This is a genomic window from Streptomyces sp. SID13031 (assembly GCF_010548305.1).
GTDB lineage: Bacteria > Actinomycetota > Actinomycetes > Propionibacteriales > Kribbellaceae > Kribbella.
On record NZ_JAAGLV010000016.1, the window covers coordinates 47,624 to 63,832 of the forward strand.

Sequence of the window (16,209 nt, forward strand, 5' to 3'; positions counted from 1 at the left end):
CATGACCGACTCTCCCCTGCGTGCGCTCGTTGCTGACGACGAGGAGCCGGCGCGGAACGAGCTGGTCTACCTGCTCGGCCAGGACCCCCGGATCGGCCCGATCCAGACCGCTGCGAACGGGCCCGAGGCGCTGAAGATCCTGGAGAAGTCCGACTTGGACGTCGTCTTCTGCGACATCAAGATGCCCGGGCTGGACGGGATCGATCTGGCCAAGGTGCTGGCCAAGTTCAAGAGCCCGCCGCAGATCGTCTTCGTCACGGCGTACGACGAACACGCGGTCGCCGCCTTCGAGCTGCACGCCACCGACTACGTGATGAAGCCGGTCCGGGCCGAGCGCCTCGCCGAGGCGGTCCGCCGGGTCATCATCGCCAGTACGCCGACCGCCGTACCGCCGCAGGAGGACTCCGACGACGAGACGATCCCGGTGGAGCTGGCCGGCGTCACCCGGTTCGTGCAGCGTTCGACGGTCCGGTACGTCGAAGCGCAGGGTGACTACGCCCGACTGCATACCGGGCAGAACTCGCACCTGGTCCGGATCCCGCTCAGCACGCTGGAGGAGCGCTGGCGCGACGCCGGCTTCACCCGGATCCACCGCAGCACGCTGGTCGCGCTCGCCCACGTCGACGAGATGCGCGTCGACGGCGGCCGCTGTGCCGTCCGAGTCGGTGACGACTGGCTCCCCGTCAGCCGCCGCCACACCCGCGAACTCCGCGACCTCCTGGTCCGCTCGACCTCGCTGCGCGGATGAGCACTTCAGAACCACCCCGGCGGGTTCGCGTGACCAGTCCTCGGACGGCAGCCGCCCGCCGGATGACCGCGCACACCGGGACCCGGGAGATCGACGAGCAGACCCGGGTCGGCGAGGTCTACATGCACTCGCTGATCCAGTCGCAGCTCCGGCTCGCGCTCGTCGTCATCGCCGGCGCTGCCGTAGCACTGGGCGGCCTGCCGTTGCTCTTCCTGCTCGTCCCGGCGACCCGCACCCTGCCGGTCTTCGGGATCCCGCTGCCCTGGCTGCTGCTCGGCGTCGTCGTCTACCCCGTCGTCTATGTCGCCGCCCGCATCTACGTCCGGCACGCCGAACGGATCGAAGCCGAGTTCACCGAGTTCGTCGGGCGGAAGTAGATGTCCTCGGCAATGAGTCTGACCGCGATCGGATTGGTGATCGCGGCAACCATCGGGATCGGCCTGTTCGGGTTGCGGATCTCCCGGACGACGAGCGACTTCTACGTCGCCAGCCGGGCCGTCAGCCCGTCCTGGAACGCCTCCGCGATCAGCGGCGAGTACTTGTCGGCGGCATCTTTCCTCGGCGTCGCCGGCCTGGTGCTGGTCAACGGCGCCGACATGCTCTGGTTCTCGGTCGGCTACACCGTCGGCTACCTGATGCTCCTCGTCCTGATCGCCGCGCCGCTGCGGAGATCCGGCGCCTACACGCTGCCTGACTTCGCCGAGACGCGCTTCGAGTCCGCCGTCGTCCGCCGAATCTGCTCCTGCCTCGTCGTCGGCATCGGCACCCTCTACCTGCTGCCCCAACTGCGCGGCGCCGGTCTGACCGTCCACACGGTGACCGGCGCACCGCCCGCGGTCGGAGCGGCCCTGGTCGCGCTGATCGTGGTGATCAACGTCGCCGCCGGCGGGATGCGCTCGATCACCTTCGTACAGGCCTTCCAGTACTGGCTCAAGCTCACCGCCCTGGCCGCACCCATCTTCGTTGTCCTGATCGCCTGGCGGTCGGGCGATCACCCGGTCGGCGTCCTGGATTCCCTGCAGGGCGCCGGCGCCGAGTGGGCCGAGCCGCTCTCCCGGGCCGGCGGTCGCGATCACCCGCTCTACGCGACGTACTCGTTGCTGCTGGCCCTTTGTTTCGGCACGATGGGCCTGCCGCACGTCCTCGTCCGCTTCTACACCAACCCGGACGGCCGCGCGGCCCGCCGTACGACGGTCGTCGTGCTCTCCCTGCTCGGCGCGTTCTACCTCTTCCCACCCCTGTACGCCGTACTGGGCCGAACCTTCGCGCCAGACCTGATCGGTGGCGGCGCAGACACCGTCGTGCTCGAGCTTCCGAGCCGAATTTTCCCTGGCACAACAGGCGATCTGCTCGGTGCGCTCGTCGCGGCCGGAGCCTTCGCCGCGTTCCTGTCGACCTCCTCGGGGCTGACCGTCGCCATCGCCGGCGTGATCGACCAGGACCTCCTGCGCAACCGCCTCAACCGCCTGACCGGCGGCGACTACCTGGCCGTCAACAGCTTCCGGATCGCTGCTGTGCTGGCGATCGCGGTCCCCTACCTGGCCTTCAACCTCACCGGCGCGTTGAGCCTCGCCGACACCGTCGGCCTCGCCTTCGCCGTGGCGGCGTCGACCTTCTGCCCCCTGCTGGTGCTGGGGATCTGGTGGCGCAGGATGTCCATCATCGGCGCCGCGGCCGGCCTGATCGTCGGCGGAGTCGCCGCGATCGCCGCAGTAGTGGTCAACGTCGTCGGCCCACCCCTGGCCGGCTGGCCGAAGGCCCTGATCGGCCAGCCCGCCGCCTGGACGATGCCGCTGGCCTTCATCACCGTGATCGTCGTCTCCAAGCTCACCCCGCACAAGATCCCCCGCGGCACCGCCCGCAGCATGGTCCGCCTGCACACCCCCGAAGCCGTCGACGTCGACCGAGGCCTCCCTCCAGCCTGACCGCCGCTCGTCGTGGGATTGGGACCGTTCGTCGCAGGGACGGGGGCCGTCGGACGAGGCGTGGGCGCCGCTGGGCGCTCGATGCTGTTCGGTGCTGTCGGGAGCGGAGTGAGCTGGACCACAGTACGGACCAGCAACCCTGCACGCCGGTTTCCGCCCGGCCTGATCCCGTCTGGAGGTCCCGCGATGAGCGATACGCGCCGCGCGGCCGGCGATCCGGAACTGACGACGTACCGAGATGTCCAGCTGTCACCGGACTTCTCCGAACTACGTCGCCGGTTCCGGCGCTTCGTGTTCCCGATGACCGGCCTGTTCCTGGTCTGGTACTTCGTCTACGTCCTGCTCGCCGACTATGCGCACGGGTTCATGTCGCACAAGGTCGGCGGCAACATCACCGTCGCGCTCTTGTTCGGGCTCGGCCAGTTCGTCTCCACCTTCGCGATCACGCTGCTCTATGTCCGCTGGGCCGACAAGTCGTTCGACCCGGAGGCCGAGAAACTGCGTGACCTGATCGAGGGAGACCACAGATGAGCGCGCCACTACTGTTGCCATTGGCAACCGTCGGGGACCCCAAGGTCAACATCGCGATCTTCGCGCTGTTCGTGGTGGCCACCCTGGCGATCGTCATCCGGGCCTCGCGCAACAACAAGAGCGCGGCCGACTTCTACGCCGGCGGACGGTCGTTCACCGGCCCGCAGAACGGCATCGCGATCGCCGGTGACTACCTGTCCGCCGCGTCGTTCCTCGGCATCGCCGGCGCCATCGCGCTGAACGGGTACGACGGCTTCCTGTACTCGATCGGCTTCCTGGTGGCCTGGCTGGTGGCCCTGCTACTGGTGGCCGAGCTGCTCCGGAACACCGGCAAGTTCACGATGGCCGACGTGCTGTCGTTCCGGCTCAAGCAGCGTCCGGTCCGGATGGCCGCAGCCATCTCGACGCTCGGTGTCTGCTTCTTCTACCTGCTGGCCCAGATGGCCGGCGCTGGTGGCCTGGTCGCGCTGCTGCTCGGCATCGATGGCCGAGCCGGGCAGAACCTCGTCATCGCGGTCGTCGGCGGCATCATGATCACCTACGTGCTCGTCGGTGGCATGAAGGGCACCACCTGGGTGCAGATCGTCAAGGCCGTGCTGCTGGTGATCGGCGCCGGCATCATGACGATCTGGGTGCTGGCGAAGTACAGCTTCAACCTGTCCGGCCTGCTGGGCGCTGCAGTCGACAAGAGTCCCGCCGCCGGGGAGAAACTCCTCAGCCCGGGTCTGCAGTACGGCGCAACGGGGATCAGCAAGCTCGACTTCATCTCGCTCGGCCTGGCGCTCGTGCTCGGTACGGCGGGCCTGCCGCACGTGTTGATGCGCTTCTACACGGTCCCGAACTCCCGCGAGGCGCGCCGCAGCGTCACCTGGGCGATCTGGATCATCGGCATCTTCTACCTGTTCACCCTGGTGCTCGGGTACGGCGCCGCGGCGCTGGTCGGACCGGACGCGATCCGGGCGGCCCCCGGCAAGGCGAACTCGGCGGCTCCACTGCTGGCCTACGAGTTGGGCGGGGAGATACTCCTGGGCGTGATCTCAGCGGTCGCCTTCGCCACCATCCTGGCGGTCGTGGCGGGCCTGACCATCACGGCGAGCGCGTCCTTCGCGCACGACATCTACGGTCAGGTGATCAAGAAGGGCCAGATCAGCGGTGACGGCGAGGTCCGGGTCGCCCGGATCACCGTCGTCGTGATCGGCGCGGTCGCGATCGTCGGCGGTATCTTCGCCAACGGCCAGAACATCGCGTTCCTGGTGGCGCTCGCCTTTGCGGTCGCGGCTTCGGCGAACCTGCCGACGATCCTCTACTCGCTGTTCTGGCGGCGCTTCAACACCCGTGGCGCGCTCTGGAGCATCTACGGCGGCCTCGGCTCGGCGATCTTCCTGATCATCTTCAGCCCGGTCGTCTCGGGCAAGGTCGACGCGAAGACGCACGCGAGCCTGTCGATGATCACCGACACCGGGATCGACTTCCACTGGTTCCCGCTCGACAACCCCGGCATCGTCTCGATCCCGCTCGCCTTCGTGCTCGGCATCGTCGGCACGCTGACCAGCAAGGAAGGCACGAACGTCGACAAGTTCGCCGAGATGGAGGTCCGCTCCCTCACCGGCGCGGGCGCCGAGAAGGCGACGCAGCACTAGACGCCCACCCAGACCTGTCAGGCAGGCCCTGCTGATTCCTCGCGAACCTGCCTGACAGCTTCAACCCCGAGACGGGGGACCCGGCATCCAGCCAGGTCCCCCGTTTCTTGTGTGGAGACCGGACGCCCAGCACACACCAACGACCGATTCCGGCGCCCCGCGGGGCGCCGCTGAGCGTGGGCCGGAAGGCGTGCCCGCGGTTGGTGTGTGGTGGCGGTCCGGGCGCTAGTGGAGCGACGGCCACAACTCGAGGAACGCGATCCGGGAGGCCTCGCCCCGCTGCTCCTCGGCGGCATGCAGCCGGCCGAAGGTGAACGCGTTCCCGCCGTCCAGATAGACCTGTACCGCCAACTGACGCAGCAAGTCGCGAGCGACCACGCTGTCCTGGTGGTCGCCGAGCACCTCCTGAACCTCCTTGGCCCGCGAGACCAGCCCGGTCGCGTCGTCCCCGAGGACCGGGATCGCGGACTCCGCGGCGTACCGGAGTCGCTTGCTGGCCTTGCGGACCTCGTGCAGCTCGTGGTCCTGCTCGGCCGCGTCCTCGGCGTCTTCCATCCGGCTGACGGCCTTGCTCATCCGCTTCCAGTCGTGATCGAGCAGCTCGGGCAACTGCTTCGCCGCCTTGCGCGCCTCGCCGGTCAGTGGCGGGTCGGTGATCAACTCGTCCAGCGCGTCCAGCAGGCGGAAGTACCGCTCGCTCTCCAGCGCGGCCAGCGCCTCCACCCGGGCGGCCTTGTAAACGCTTCGCAGATGGGTGTCGATGTAGCCGCCGACCCTGCCCATCACCAGTTCGTCGGGCTGCTTGTCGACCGCAGTACTGAAGTGCTCGCGCAGTACTTCGGCGTCACGCGCGCCGCCCAGCTCGCCCGCGAACCACTTCAGCTCGTCGCGCAGCGGGTCGCCCACCTCACGATCGATGACCGGCCGGTACGTCGCCAGGGCCGAGCGCAGCCGTCGAGTCGCCACCCGCATCTTGTGCACGGAGTCGGGCTGATCGCGCCGCACTCCGGGGTCGCGCCGGTGAATCGCTTGCACCTGCTCGATGGCGTAGGCGCGGAAGAGATCAGCCGTGGTCGGCTTCTTGGGCAGCTCCCAGGTGTCACGCTTCGGCACCCGATCGCCGAGCGCCCGCGCGAGCTTGCTCGGCCCGGACGCCGGCTTGGCGCCCGCGGCCCGCAGTACGGGCTCGGCGGCTTCGAGGAGGTCCGTCTCGCCGTTGACGAGCTCGACCTCCCACTCGCGCCAGGTCTGCGACTCGCCGTCCACCGTCGACGTCACCTTGTCGTCGGCGATCTCGGCGAGCACCTCGCCGTCGGCGTCCAGCAGCCGGTGCACGATCCGCCGCGTCGACAGGGTCACCACCGGGACGAGCTCGTGGTCGCGGGCGTGCACGCGGACGATCCGGGCCACCTGGATCGGCACCTTGCGCACCGCACGGCCGAGCGGGTGCTGGATCTCCAGCCGCTCCCCCGACGCCACCGGCAGCTTCACGTGCCAGCCGTCGTCCTCGCCACCGGTCCGGCGCCTGAGCGTCACCTTGGCAGCGGCCAGGTCGAGCCCGGCCGTGTCGAAGTACACGGCCTCCAGATTCAGCTCGACGGGCTGAGCCACACTCGCGACCCCCGGCAACTCGTGCAGCGCGGGCAGGATCGCGTGCTCGTCGACGTCGTACTTGGTCTCGATCTCAAGCTGCTCAGTCGGCGACATGCCCCTTGTTTACCAGCCCGGGTCAATCGCCCGCACCCGGTTGCACGTCAAGATTCCCGGTCGGCCACACCACCTCCGGGCAGGTTGCCGGTTCCCAGATCTCCAAGATGTGCCCACAATGGTCCGGTGGACAGGTCCAATCGTGGCGAGACCGGCAGGACCAAAACGGCGGGTGCGGACTTCCTCCAGTTGCGGGCCGAGGAGGCGCCGGCCGGCGGGCTGGCCGAGTGGCTGGCCGGCGAGTTGCGCGCGGCGATCGCCGACGGGCGACTCGCGATCGGGAGCCGGCTCCCGCCGACCCGACAGCTCGCGACCGAACTGCAGGTCTCCCGCGGAGTGGTGACGGAGTCCTACCAACGCCTCACCGAAGACGGCCACGTGACCGGCCGCGGCCGGGCCGGCACCGTCGTGGTCGCCGCGCCGATCAGCCAACCTGCGAGTGGACCATCAGGGCGAGCGCGGGCCGAGCGGCCTGTGCTGGCTGATCCTGGGCAGGAGATCTTCGATGAGATGCGGGCTGCCGAGGCGCGGATCGACCTGACCCCCGGCGTACCGGATCTCGCCGCCTTTCCCCGCGCCGCCTGGTTGAAGGCTGAGCGCGCGGTGCTGACCGACCTGTCGGCATCGGCCTTCGGCTACGGAGACCCAGCCGGTACTCCGGCGCTGCGGCTCGCCGTGGCCAACTGGCTCGCCCGCAACCGTGGCATCAAGGCCGACCCGGCCGACCTGATCATCGTCGCGGGCGTATCCCAGGCGCTCGCCCTGATCGCGCAGGTGCTCACCCACACCGGCATCACCGAACTCGCGGTGGAGGACCCGGGCTCGCTCGGCTCCCGCCAGCACCTGCAGGTCTGGGGCATGCAGACCACCCCCATCCAGGTCGACGACGGCGGCCTGCGCGTCGACGTACTGCGAGACAGCGGCGCCCCAGCCGTCCTGGCCACGCCGGCTCACCAGTTCCCGACGGGCGTAGTACTCGACGGAGAGCGCCGGCGAGAGCTGATGCAGTGGGCCATCGAGGGCGGGCTGATCATCGAGGACGACTACGACGCCGAGCACCGGTACGACCGGCCGCCGGTCCCCGCCTTGCGGGGAATGCTCAGCGAGCAGGTGATCTACACCGGCAGCATCTCGAAACTGCTCGCCCCGGCGCTGCGCATCGGCTGGATGCTGCCGCCACCGCGCTACCGGCGCGCCCTGATCGCCGCGAAACGCCACGCCGACCTCGGAAACGCGGGCCTACCGCAACTAACTCTCGCCCACCTGATGGAATCGGGCGAGCTCGAACGCCAGCTCCGCTTCGTCCGCCGCCGCCACCGCGCCCGCCGCGACGCGATGATCGATGCCATCAGCAACCACTTGCCGACGGCAACCGTGCACGGCGCCGCAGCCGGTCTGCACCTCACCATCACCTTCAACGAAGCCGGCGACGGTGACGGCCCCGACGACATCGCCCTGGCATCAGCGGCGCTGGAGCTGGGTGTGAAGACGCAGCCGCTCTCCTGGCACTGTCAGCAGCCGCTGACGCCGGGCCTCGTCCTCGGCTACGCCGCCCGCACGCCGTCCGACATCACCGAGGGGATCGAGACAATCGCCGAAGCCCTGGCAACCCTGACCTGACCGTCGCGGGCGACCACCAGTTGGCGCGTCCGGCGAGCTTCATGAACGCGGGGAGCAGGACGCCACGGATCAGCGTCGCGTCCACCAGCACCGCCACCGCCATCCCCACGCCGATCATCTTCAGGTACACCACTCCACCGGTCGCATAGACCGCGAACGACAACGCGAGCACCGCCGCGGCGGTGCTGACCAGTGGCGCCGTCCGTTGCAACCCGGTGGCCACCGCGAGCGCGCTGTCCCCCGTCAGCAGGTACTCCTCCCGGATCCGCGACACGATGAACACCTCGTAGTCCATCGACAACCCGTAGACGATGCAGAACATCAGCAACGGCATGCTCGCCTCCAGCACCCCGGTCGCAGTGAACCCGAGCAGCCCGGACAGATGGCCCTGCTGGAACACCCACACCATCACCCCGAACATCACCCCGAGACTGAGCAGGTTCAGCACGGTCGCCTTCAACGGGAGCAGCAGGCTTCCGGTCGCCAGGTACAGCACGCCGAAGCTGAGCAACAAGATCAGCCCCAGCACCAGCGGGATCCGCTCGGTCAGACTCGCGCGCCAGTCCAGCATCTCGGCCGGACTCCCACCGATCAGTACGTCGTACGGCGCCGGCACCGAGCGAAGGCGATCCACCAGCCCACCGATGTCCCCCTCGAGCGACTCCTGCGTCGGCGTCGCCGTGAGGAAGGTGCCATCGTCCCGGCTGAAGCGGTCGGCACCCGGCGGAATCACCCGCCGGCCGTCGACGAACACTCCGGCAGCCGAGTCCACCTGCGCGACTCCGTCGACGCGGGACAGCTGCTCGGCGTACGACGTGAGTCGGCCGAGGTCGCCCGCCTCGCCGGCCACCAGATACAAAGCATCGGACTCCTCCTGACCGAAGTCGACGCGGATCTCGTCGGCCGTGATCCGGCTGGACGCCTCGGCCGGCAGGATCCGCGCGTCGGGCAACCCGAACCGCAGCCCGAGTACCGGCGCCGACAGCAGCAACACGAGCGCGAGCACCGCGCCACCCGTGACCAGCGGGCGCCGCATCACCACCCGCGAGATCCGGAACCACCAGCCCTGCTCGACAGCCTGACCTGGAGCCCGGCCCGCCGCCCGTTCGCCCAGCAGCGCAAGTACCGCGGGAAGGAACACCAGCGATCCGGCCAGCGCCGCGAACACCACCAGCGCTCCGGCATACCCGAAGGAACGCAGGAACGACAGCGGGAACAACAGCAAGGCCAGCAACGAGGTCGCGACTGTGAGGCCGCTGAAGAAGACCGTGCGCCCGGCCGTCCGGACCGCGATCACCACCGCTTCCTCGACGTCGGCGCCGGCCGCGAGTGCCTCGCGGAAGCGAGCGACGACAAAGAGGCAGTAGTCGACCCCCAGCGCCAGGCCCATCACCAGGGCGAGATTCGCGGCGAAGGTGGAGACCTCCGTAGAGGCCGCGATCAGCCGCAGACCGGTCAGCGCCCCGCCGATCGCGAACAGGCCGACCCCGAGGGTGGCCAGGGCCAGGCTCACCCGGCGGTAGATCAGGATCAGCAACAGCAACACCATCGGGACGACGATCACCTCGGCGCGCAGGAAGTCCGCCCGGGCCTGCGCGCCGATCTCCCGGAACACCTCGTCCTGACCACCCGATCGAACGGTGACACCGGCACGCTCCCCGGAGAACTCGGCGGCCAGCGCGCCGACCCGCACCCTGGTGTCGTTCACGTTCCCCGGCACCCGGACCAGAACCAGCGCCTTGCGCCCATCTGTACTCCGAAGGGCAGGACTGGCTCCGCGTGACCAGTAGGAGCCGACCTCCGCCACCCCGGTGGCGGCGGTGAGTTCGCCGGTCAACCGGTCACCTACGGCACGGACCGCGGGATCGTCGACGCCGCGAGCTCCGGCGTCGACCAGGAAGACCAAGTTGGGAGGTCCGGTCCTGAACTGCTCGGCCAGGACCTGTCTGGCCTGGTCGGACTCCGAGCCCGGTGCGGCGATCCGCGACAGGGAGAGGGCGCCAAGGGCTCCTGAGCCGATGGCCAGCACGACGACGGTCAGCAGTAGCCCCGTACCGGCCACCCACCTGCGGCGCCGGACCAGGGAGCGGGCGAAACGGTCGGCGGACCAGCGGGTTCGGACAGCGCTTTCGGGCATGACGGAGTCCTCCGGGATACGCTGTGAAATGCGAGCGATTGCTCACATAAGGAAAATACGAGCAAATGCTCGCGTTTGTCAACGGATCTGCCCGGAGAGGCGGTCGGGGTGCCCGACGAACCACGGCGGCAGGCGCGCGGTCAGCGCCGGATGGCCGAGCTCACGGACGCCGCCGCGGTGGTGTTCGCGCAGGTCGGGTACGCCAAGGCGACGACGAACGCGATCGCCAAGCAGGCCGGGGTCTCACCCGGCACGCTGTACCAGTTCTTCGCGAACAAGGAGGCCCTGGCCGACGCGCTGGGTGAGCGCTACCGGACCGAGCTGGCCGCCGCGCACCAGAAGGCGTTCGATCCGGCCGCGGCCCACCTGCCGCTGCCGGAACTGGTCGATCGGATGATCCGGCCGATGGTCGAGGTGAACCTGGCGAACCCCGGATTCAAGGCCCTCTTCGGCGGCGCCGGACTGCCCGAATACCTGACCGCACCGACCCGCGCACTCCAGCAGGCGGTCACCGGCAAGGTCGCCGAGGTCCTCGCCGCCCGCGCCCCGAAACTCCCCAGCGACCAACTGCAGACGTCCTCCGCCGTCGCCACCCAGATCTTCGCCGCCTTGCTGGGCACCATCGTCTCGTCGCCCGCCGATACTCGCGAAACCTGGATCACAGAGCTGAACCGGGCCCTCACCGGGTACCTCGCCCCGATCCTGGCCGAGGCCGGCGAGGGCGAGGCAGAACCAGCGGAGTACCGGTGAGCGGGTCGGGAATCACGGCACAGGGCAGGCCGAAGACCTGCTCGACCACGGCTGCGGTGACCACCTCGACTGGGTTGCCTGAGGCAACTACTTTGCCGGCCTTCAGGGCGATCAGGTGGTCGGCGTAGCGGGCGGCGAGGTTGAGGTCGTGCAGGACGAGTACGACGGTCTTGCCGCGGTCGCGGTTGAGGTCGTGGACCAGGTCGAGGATCTCCAACTGGTGGGCGAGGTCGAGGAAGGTCGTCGGTTCGTCCAGCAACATGGTCTCGGCATCCTGGGCCAGCGCCAGCGCGATCCAGACCCGCTGACGTTGGCCGCCGGACAGCTCGTCCAGGGAGCGGTTCGCCAGTTCTGCGGTGCCGGTGGCTTCCAGCGCGGCCGTTACGACGCGCTCATCCTCGGCCGACCATTGCCGGAACCAGCGCTGATGCGGGTGCCGACCGCGCCCGACCAGATCGGAGACGGTGATGCCGTCCGGCGCCACGGGCTGCTGCGGCAGCATTCCGAGCTTCGTCGCCAGCGCGCTCCCCGACAGCCGGGTGAGATCGACGTCGTCCAGATAGACCGTGCCACCCTTGGGCGCCAGCAACCTGGCCAGCCCGCGAAGCAGGGTGGACTTGCCGCAGGCGTTGGCCCCGACGATCACGGTGATCTGCCCGGCGGGGATCTCGACCGACAAGTCGGTCACCACGGGCGTCGCGTCGTACGACAAGCTCAGCTTCTCGGTACGTAGTACGGGCATCTCAGCCTCCTCGGCCGACGCGGTTGGCGCGGGCCATCAAGATCAGCAGGTACGGCGCGCCGACGAAGGCGGTGACGACACCGACGGGCAACGCGGTCGGCGCGAAGATCTCCCGGGCGACCAGATCGGCCGCGACCACCAGCAGCCCGCCGACGGCGCCGGCCGCGAGCAGTCCCGCCACGCGTTCGGCCACCAGCCGCCGGGCGATCTGCGGTGCCACCAGCGCGACGAAGGCGATCGGGCCGGCCGCAGCGGTCGCCAGCGCGGCCAGGCCGACCCCGATGGCGATCAGCAGGCCGCGGGACAGCTCGACCCGGCCGGCCAGGGTCCGGGCGAGGTCGTCGCCCAGTTCCAGCAATCGCAGCTGCCGCGACGAGGCCAGCGCGGCCGGGACGAGCACCAGCAGGCTGATCCCGATCAAGGTCGCGTGCGGCCAGCTCCGGCCGGCCAGGCTGCCAGCCAGCCACATCGTGGCGCTCTTGGCCGTGTAGATGTCAGCCAGCGTCAGCAGGTAGACGGTGATCGAGCTGACCATCGCGGTGATCCCGATCCCGACGAGCACCAGCCGGTAGCCCGCCACGCCCTTCTTGTACGCGAGCAGGTAGATGGTGGTCGCCGTCAGCACCGCTCCGATCAGCGCGCCGGCCGGCAGCCAACCGGTCCCGGCACCGATCACGGTGATCACCAGTACCGCGGCCAGCGCGGCACCGGAGTTGATCCCGATCAGGTCCGGGCTGACCAGCGGGTTGCGGGCCAGGCGCTGGAAGATGGCGCCGGAGATCCCGAACGCGACGCCGACCCCGATCGCCACCAGCACTCGCGGCAGCCGGTGGTTCACCACGACGTCCGTCAGGATCAACGAGCCGTTACCGGCCAGCGTGTCCAGTACTTGCGCCAGCGGGATCTCGTAGTCGCCGATCATCAGCGACACGGCTCCGATCACCATCGCCAGTACCAGCGCGATCACCGTCACCACGATGCTGGTCACATCGATCCGGGTGGAGACCGGCCCGATCCGGAGCGCCTTCACAGCTCGGCCAGCTTCCGGCGTCGTACGAGGGCGATGAAGAGCGGGGCACCGACCAGTGCGGTGATGATGCCGACCTGGAGTTCGTCCGGGCGGGCGGCGAACCGGCCGGCCACGTCGGCGAGCAGCAGCATCGTCGGGGCGAGAACCAGCGACCAGGGCAGGATCCACCGGTAGTCCGCGCCCACCAGGGCTCGCGCGACATGGGGGACGGCGAGCCCGACGAAGGCGATCGGCCCGGCCATCGCTGTCGCCGTACCGGCGAGCAGCATGATCGCGAGAGCGGCCAGCACGCGCACCAGGCCGACCCGGGTGCCGAGGGTCGCCGCGAGCTCCTCACCGAGCGCGATCTGGTTCAGCGACCGGCCCAGCAGCAACGCGAGAACGATGCCGATGGCAAGGAACGGCAGGCTCTGGGCGACGATCGCACCCGTTGCCAAGGTCAACGATCCGACCACCCAGAAGCGGAACTCGTTCAGGGTGGACAGATCCAGCAGGGTGATCGCCGAGGTCACCGAACCGAGCAGGGCCGAGAACGCGGCACCGGCCAGCGCGAGTTTGACCGGCGTGGCACCGCCGCGGCCGGCCGAGCCGACCAGGTAGACCACGATCGTGGCAACCAGCGCGCCGCCCATCGCGAACCAGACATAGCCGGTCAGCGACTGCACGCCGAGCAGACCGATCGCCGCCACGATCGCCAGCGCCGCGCCCGCGTTCACGCCCAGGATGCCCGGATCGGCCAGCGGATTGCGGGTGATGCCCTGCATCACGGCACCCGACAGGCCCAACGCCATCCCGGCCAGCAACCCGACGGCCGTCCGCGGGAAGCGGAGATAGCGAATCACCCGGTCCGTATCGGACCCGGTGAAGTCCGCTGCGGCGACGTACACGTCATGCGGCCCGAACCATTGGTTGCCGGCCAGCATCGACAACAGCGCGGCGGCCAGCAGCACGGCGACAGCCACGAGCAGACCGGCCGCCCGGGAGCCGCCACCCCGCAGCAGGGCCGGCTCGGGCCTCACTTGACCAGGTCGGGGTGGATGATCTTGGCGATCAACTCGGTCGAGTTGGCGCCGCGGACGCCGGCCGAGTGGTGGGCGAAGAGCCAGGGGTAGACGTGCTTGTTCTTGACCGACTTGAGGTTGGCGTAAGCGGGGTTGGCCAGGATCTTCTGGACATCCGGCTGGACCTGCGCTTCGGTCAGCGAGGCGTCGCAGCAGCCGCTGATCAGCACGTAGTCGGGGTCGCGTTTGATGAACTCCTCGACGCTGATCTTCACGTTCCGCTTCGAGGTCAGGTCGGCGAAGGCGTTCACCCCGCCGGCCTGCCGGATCAGCACGGTGCCGAAGTCCGGGCCGCCCGACACGGTCAGGCCGCCACCCTCCAGGCCGGGGCGCAAGATCGCCACCGTCGGCTTGTCCGCACCCTTGACCTTCGCCTCGACGGCCGCGATCCGCTGCTGCTGCTCGGCGATCACCTGCTCGGCCCGGTCGGAGGCGCCGAACAGCTTGCCGAGGTCGCGCAGATCGGCGTACACGTTGTTCATCGAGACCGTCGACGGGTCGATCGCCTCGTCACCCTTGCCATCCGCGGTCGGGCAGAGCGGGCTGAAGATCCAGGTCTGCACGCCGAGGTCGGACAGGCTCTTCCGGCTGCCGAAACTCCCGTCGCTGCCAGCGCTGCTGAAGACGTCGTTGAAGCCGGAGAGCACGAAGTCCGGGTTCTGGCTGAGGAGTTCCTCGCGACTCGGCAGGTTCTTGTAGTACTTGCGATCCTTCTGCGCCGCCGCGTACTGCGGCAGCACCTCCGCGTCCAGGTACGCCGTACCGACCAGCCGGTCCGAGATCCCCAGCGCGTGGGCCATCTCGATCGCGGGCTGATAGGCCGCGAACACCCGCTTCGGCGGCCCGTCGACACTCACGTCGATCCCACAGTTCTTGCCCGTGATCGCAGCGGCCCCGGGTCCCGCCTTGGCAGTACCCCCGCAACCGGTCAGCAGGGACAGTACGACGACAGCAGCAACCAGCGTTTTCACGCGCGCCTCCAGCACCTCGTGGACGGTGTGACACGCCGTGGCCGGTCTCCTGGCTGACGGGAACAGCACCCCGGGGTCTGACCTTCCCAGCCACCCTCAGCCAGTGGTCTCCACAACAGAACAACCCCAGAACATCCCGATCACAGTGGCGAGGGCCGCACCGGTATCCCACCGGCTTCCCGAACACCACGGCGCCGCAAAGGTAACCCACCTGCAACCAGGTCGCAGAAGCACCCCAGCTGCCCAGCTCCCCCGCCCCACCAGGAACTCTCGGGGGTTAACCCCTGAAAGGGTGGGTTGCCTAGCCAGAATCTCAGGGGGCAACCCCACCTCTGAGGGGTTAACCCCCGAGAGGGTTCTGGGTGGTCAGCGGGTGTAGAGGCCGGAGATTTTCAGGGCGAAGGCGATCATGTTGTCTTTGTCGGTGGTGCCGGCTGGGAGGGGGACCAGGTCTATGAGTTTGCCGGGGCCTACGCGGATGATCGAGCGGCCGGTGGCGGTGTCGACGTAGCCCTCGTCGCCCAGGGGGACCGGGAAGGACGTGGGGGCTTTGCGGGTGGGGGCGATGACTGCTTCGGCGTCGGCGACGTGGCGGACGGTGGAGTAGAGGACGCGCGTTTTGGTGATCCAGCCGCAGACGACGTCGCCGGCGTCGGTCTGGCTGTCGCGGCGGATGCGTGCTTCGCCGCCCATCACGTTCGCGGCAGCGCCGGTACCGCGCTCGCACTCCGGGCGGGTGATGAAGGGCAGCGGCTCCGGCAGGCCATCTGCCTGCTGTGCTGCGTCCTGAGCCAGTACTACGTACTTCGCCAGCGTCGCGGGCGGCCCGGAGATCTTCACCAGCTTGCCACTGAGCAGGAACACCACGAAGCGACTCGTCCCGAACCCGGGCCGCCCGCCGACCGTCGTCGCCTTGGCCGGCTCGCGCTTGGTGGCGTCATAGGCCTTGCGGGCTGCAGCAAGGTCCGCGGGAGTCGCCGCGAAGACAGCGGTGCCAACCCGAAGTACCGGACCGGTGGGGCTCGTACTGAGCCCCAGCTGGCACACGTCGTACGTCGGGAAGCCGAACTCCGCCGGCACCTGCTTCGGCTGGATCTCCACTACCGGGACACCCAGAGTCGTCTGCACGAGCGTCTGGCTCATCCGGACACACAGGGTGTCCGCCACCTTCGATCCAGTCGGAGTACTGCTCGGCGTCTCAGTCGGTGTAGGCGTCTCCGTCGGCGTGGTGCTGACCGAGACGAGCGGCGGCACATTCGGAGCCGTCTCGCCCCCAGGACCGCTGCAGCCGGCCAGCAACGCAGTACAGCCGAGCAGAACCACTACAGACCGGGTACGCATGCTGAC

At 69.2% G+C, this 16,209-nt stretch carries 14 protein-coding genes and 1 riboswitch; of the genes, 7 read left to right on the plus strand and 7 right to left on the minus strand.

Annotated features, from left to right (window positions below; translation table 11 throughout):
- The first annotated feature begins 1 nt into the window (after position 1).
- The 5 genes from G3I17_RS28475 to G3I17_RS28495 all read left to right on the plus strand — a co-directional run bounded on the left by G3I17_RS28475 (position 2) and on the right by G3I17_RS28495 (position 4,844).
- Entirely contained in the window at positions 2 to 748 is a 747-nt protein-coding gene (locus G3I17_RS28475) for a LytTR family DNA-binding domain-containing protein (RefSeq protein ID WP_164600694.1), read from the plus strand.
- The gene (locus G3I17_RS28480) at positions 745 to 1,125 is read left to right on the plus strand and encodes a hypothetical protein (protein ID WP_164600695.1); all 381 of its coding nucleotides are present in this window, start codon (positions 745 to 747) and stop codon (positions 1,123 to 1,125) included. The genes G3I17_RS28475 and G3I17_RS28480 overlap by 4 nt, the downstream gene beginning before the upstream one ends.
- Positions 1,126 to 2,673, plus strand: a complete 1,548-nt coding sequence (locus G3I17_RS28485; RefSeq protein WP_164600696.1) for a cation acetate symporter — start codon at positions 1,126 to 1,128, stop codon at positions 2,671 to 2,673.
- 186 nt (positions 2,674 to 2,859) lie between these two features.
- Positions 2,860 to 3,204 (plus strand): DUF485 domain-containing protein, encoded by a 345-nt coding sequence (locus G3I17_RS28490; protein ID WP_164600697.1) that lies wholly within the window; start codon positions 2,860 to 2,862, stop codon positions 3,202 to 3,204.
- Positions 3,201 to 4,844 (plus strand): cation acetate symporter, encoded by a 1,644-nt coding sequence (locus G3I17_RS28495; protein ID WP_164600698.1) that lies wholly within the window; start codon positions 3,201 to 3,203, stop codon positions 4,842 to 4,844. Before G3I17_RS28490 ends, G3I17_RS28495 begins: the two co-directional genes overlap by 4 nt.
- A 225-nt stretch (positions 4,845 to 5,069) precedes the next feature.
- Here the strand turns inward: G3I17_RS28495 and G3I17_RS28500 are convergent, their stop codons facing one another.
- Complete coding sequence (locus G3I17_RS28500; protein WP_164600699.1) at positions 5,070 to 6,551, minus strand: CYTH and CHAD domain-containing protein; 1,482 nt, start codon at positions 6,549 to 6,551, stop codon at positions 5,070 to 5,072.
- Positions 6,552 to 6,677: 126 nt separating this feature from the next.
- On the opposite strand from G3I17_RS28500, the gene G3I17_RS28505 reads away from it, so the two are divergent.
- Positions 6,678 to 8,171, plus strand: a complete 1,494-nt coding sequence (locus G3I17_RS28505) for a PLP-dependent aminotransferase family protein (protein ID WP_164600700.1) — start codon at positions 6,678 to 6,680, stop codon at positions 8,169 to 8,171.
- Here G3I17_RS28505 and G3I17_RS28510 read toward each other — a convergent pair.
- Positions 8,122 to 10,308: an MMPL family transporter gene (locus G3I17_RS28510; protein WP_164600701.1), complete on the minus strand. Its 2,187-nt coding sequence runs from the start codon at positions 10,306 to 10,308 to the stop codon at positions 8,122 to 8,124. The two genes, G3I17_RS28505 and G3I17_RS28510, sit on opposite strands and share 50 nt — an antisense overlap.
- A gap of 108 nt (positions 10,309 to 10,416) precedes the next feature.
- On the opposite strand from G3I17_RS28510, the gene G3I17_RS28515 reads away from it, so the two are divergent.
- Entirely contained in the window at positions 10,417 to 11,058 is a 642-nt protein-coding gene (locus tag G3I17_RS28515; RefSeq protein WP_203590880.1) for a TetR/AcrR family transcriptional regulator, read from the plus strand.
- Here the strand turns inward: G3I17_RS28515 and G3I17_RS28520 are convergent.
- The 5 genes from G3I17_RS28520 to G3I17_RS28540 form a co-directional block, all read right to left on the minus strand.
- Complete coding sequence (locus G3I17_RS28520; RefSeq protein WP_164600702.1) at positions 10,988 to 11,800, minus strand: ABC transporter ATP-binding protein; 813 nt, start codon at positions 11,798 to 11,800, stop codon at positions 10,988 to 10,990. The genes G3I17_RS28515 and G3I17_RS28520 overlap by 71 nt on opposite strands.
- 1 nt (position 11,801) lies before the next feature.
- The gene (locus G3I17_RS28525) at positions 11,802 to 12,830 is read right to left on the minus strand and encodes an iron chelate uptake ABC transporter family permease subunit (RefSeq protein ID WP_164600703.1); all 1,029 of its coding nucleotides are present in this window, start codon (positions 12,828 to 12,830) and stop codon (positions 11,802 to 11,804) included.
- On the minus strand, positions 12,827 to 13,849 hold the full coding sequence (locus G3I17_RS28530; RefSeq protein ID WP_343238442.1) for an iron chelate uptake ABC transporter family permease subunit: 1,023 nt from the start codon (positions 13,847 to 13,849) through the stop codon (positions 12,827 to 12,829). The genes G3I17_RS28525 and G3I17_RS28530 overlap by 4 nt, the downstream gene beginning before the upstream one ends.
- On the minus strand, positions 13,846 to 14,862 hold the full coding sequence (locus G3I17_RS28535; protein ID WP_203590881.1) for an ABC transporter substrate-binding protein: 1,017 nt from the start codon (positions 14,860 to 14,862) through the stop codon (positions 13,846 to 13,848). Before G3I17_RS28535 ends, G3I17_RS28530 begins: the two co-directional genes overlap by 4 nt.
- Before the next feature lie 21 nt (positions 14,863 to 14,883).
- A riboswitch (cobalamin riboswitch) is annotated at positions 14,884 to 15,068 on the minus strand.
- Positions 15,069 to 15,228: 160 nt separating this feature from the next.
- On the minus strand, positions 15,229 to 16,203 hold the full coding sequence (locus G3I17_RS28540) for a hypothetical protein (protein WP_203590882.1): 975 nt from the start codon (positions 16,201 to 16,203) through the stop codon (positions 15,229 to 15,231).
- Positions 16,204 to 16,209 lie beyond the last annotated feature (6 nt).

Coding starts and splice junctions, on each gene's coding strand:
- G3I17_RS28495 (WP_164600698.1), top strand. CDS start 3,201: ATGAGCGCGCCACTACTGTTGCCATTGGCAACCGTCGGGGACCCCAAG.
- G3I17_RS28485 (WP_164600696.1), top strand. CDS start 1,126: ATGTCCTCGGCAATGAGTCTGACCGCGATCGGATTGGTGATCGCGGCA.
- G3I17_RS28540 (WP_203590882.1), bottom strand. CDS start 16,203: ATGCGTACCCGGTCTGTAGTGGTTCTGCTCGGCTGTACTGCGTTGCTG.
- G3I17_RS28500 (WP_164600699.1), bottom strand. CDS start 6,551: ATGTCGCCGACTGAGCAGCTTGAGATCGAGACCAAGTACGACGTCGAC.
- G3I17_RS28480 (WP_164600695.1), top strand. CDS start 745: ATGAGCACTTCAGAACCACCCCGGCGGGTTCGCGTGACCAGTCCTCGG.
- G3I17_RS28520 (WP_164600702.1), bottom strand. CDS start 11,800: ATGCCCGTACTACGTACCGAGAAGCTGAGCTTGTCGTACGACGCGACG.
- G3I17_RS28510 (WP_164600701.1), bottom strand. CDS start 10,308: ATGCCCGAAAGCGCTGTCCGAACCCGCTGGTCCGCCGACCGTTTCGCC.
- G3I17_RS28490 (WP_164600697.1), top strand. CDS start 2,860: ATGAGCGATACGCGCCGCGCGGCCGGCGATCCGGAACTGACGACGTAC.
- G3I17_RS28475 (WP_164600694.1), top strand. CDS start 2: ATGACCGACTCTCCCCTGCGTGCGCTCGTTGCTGACGACGAGGAGCCG.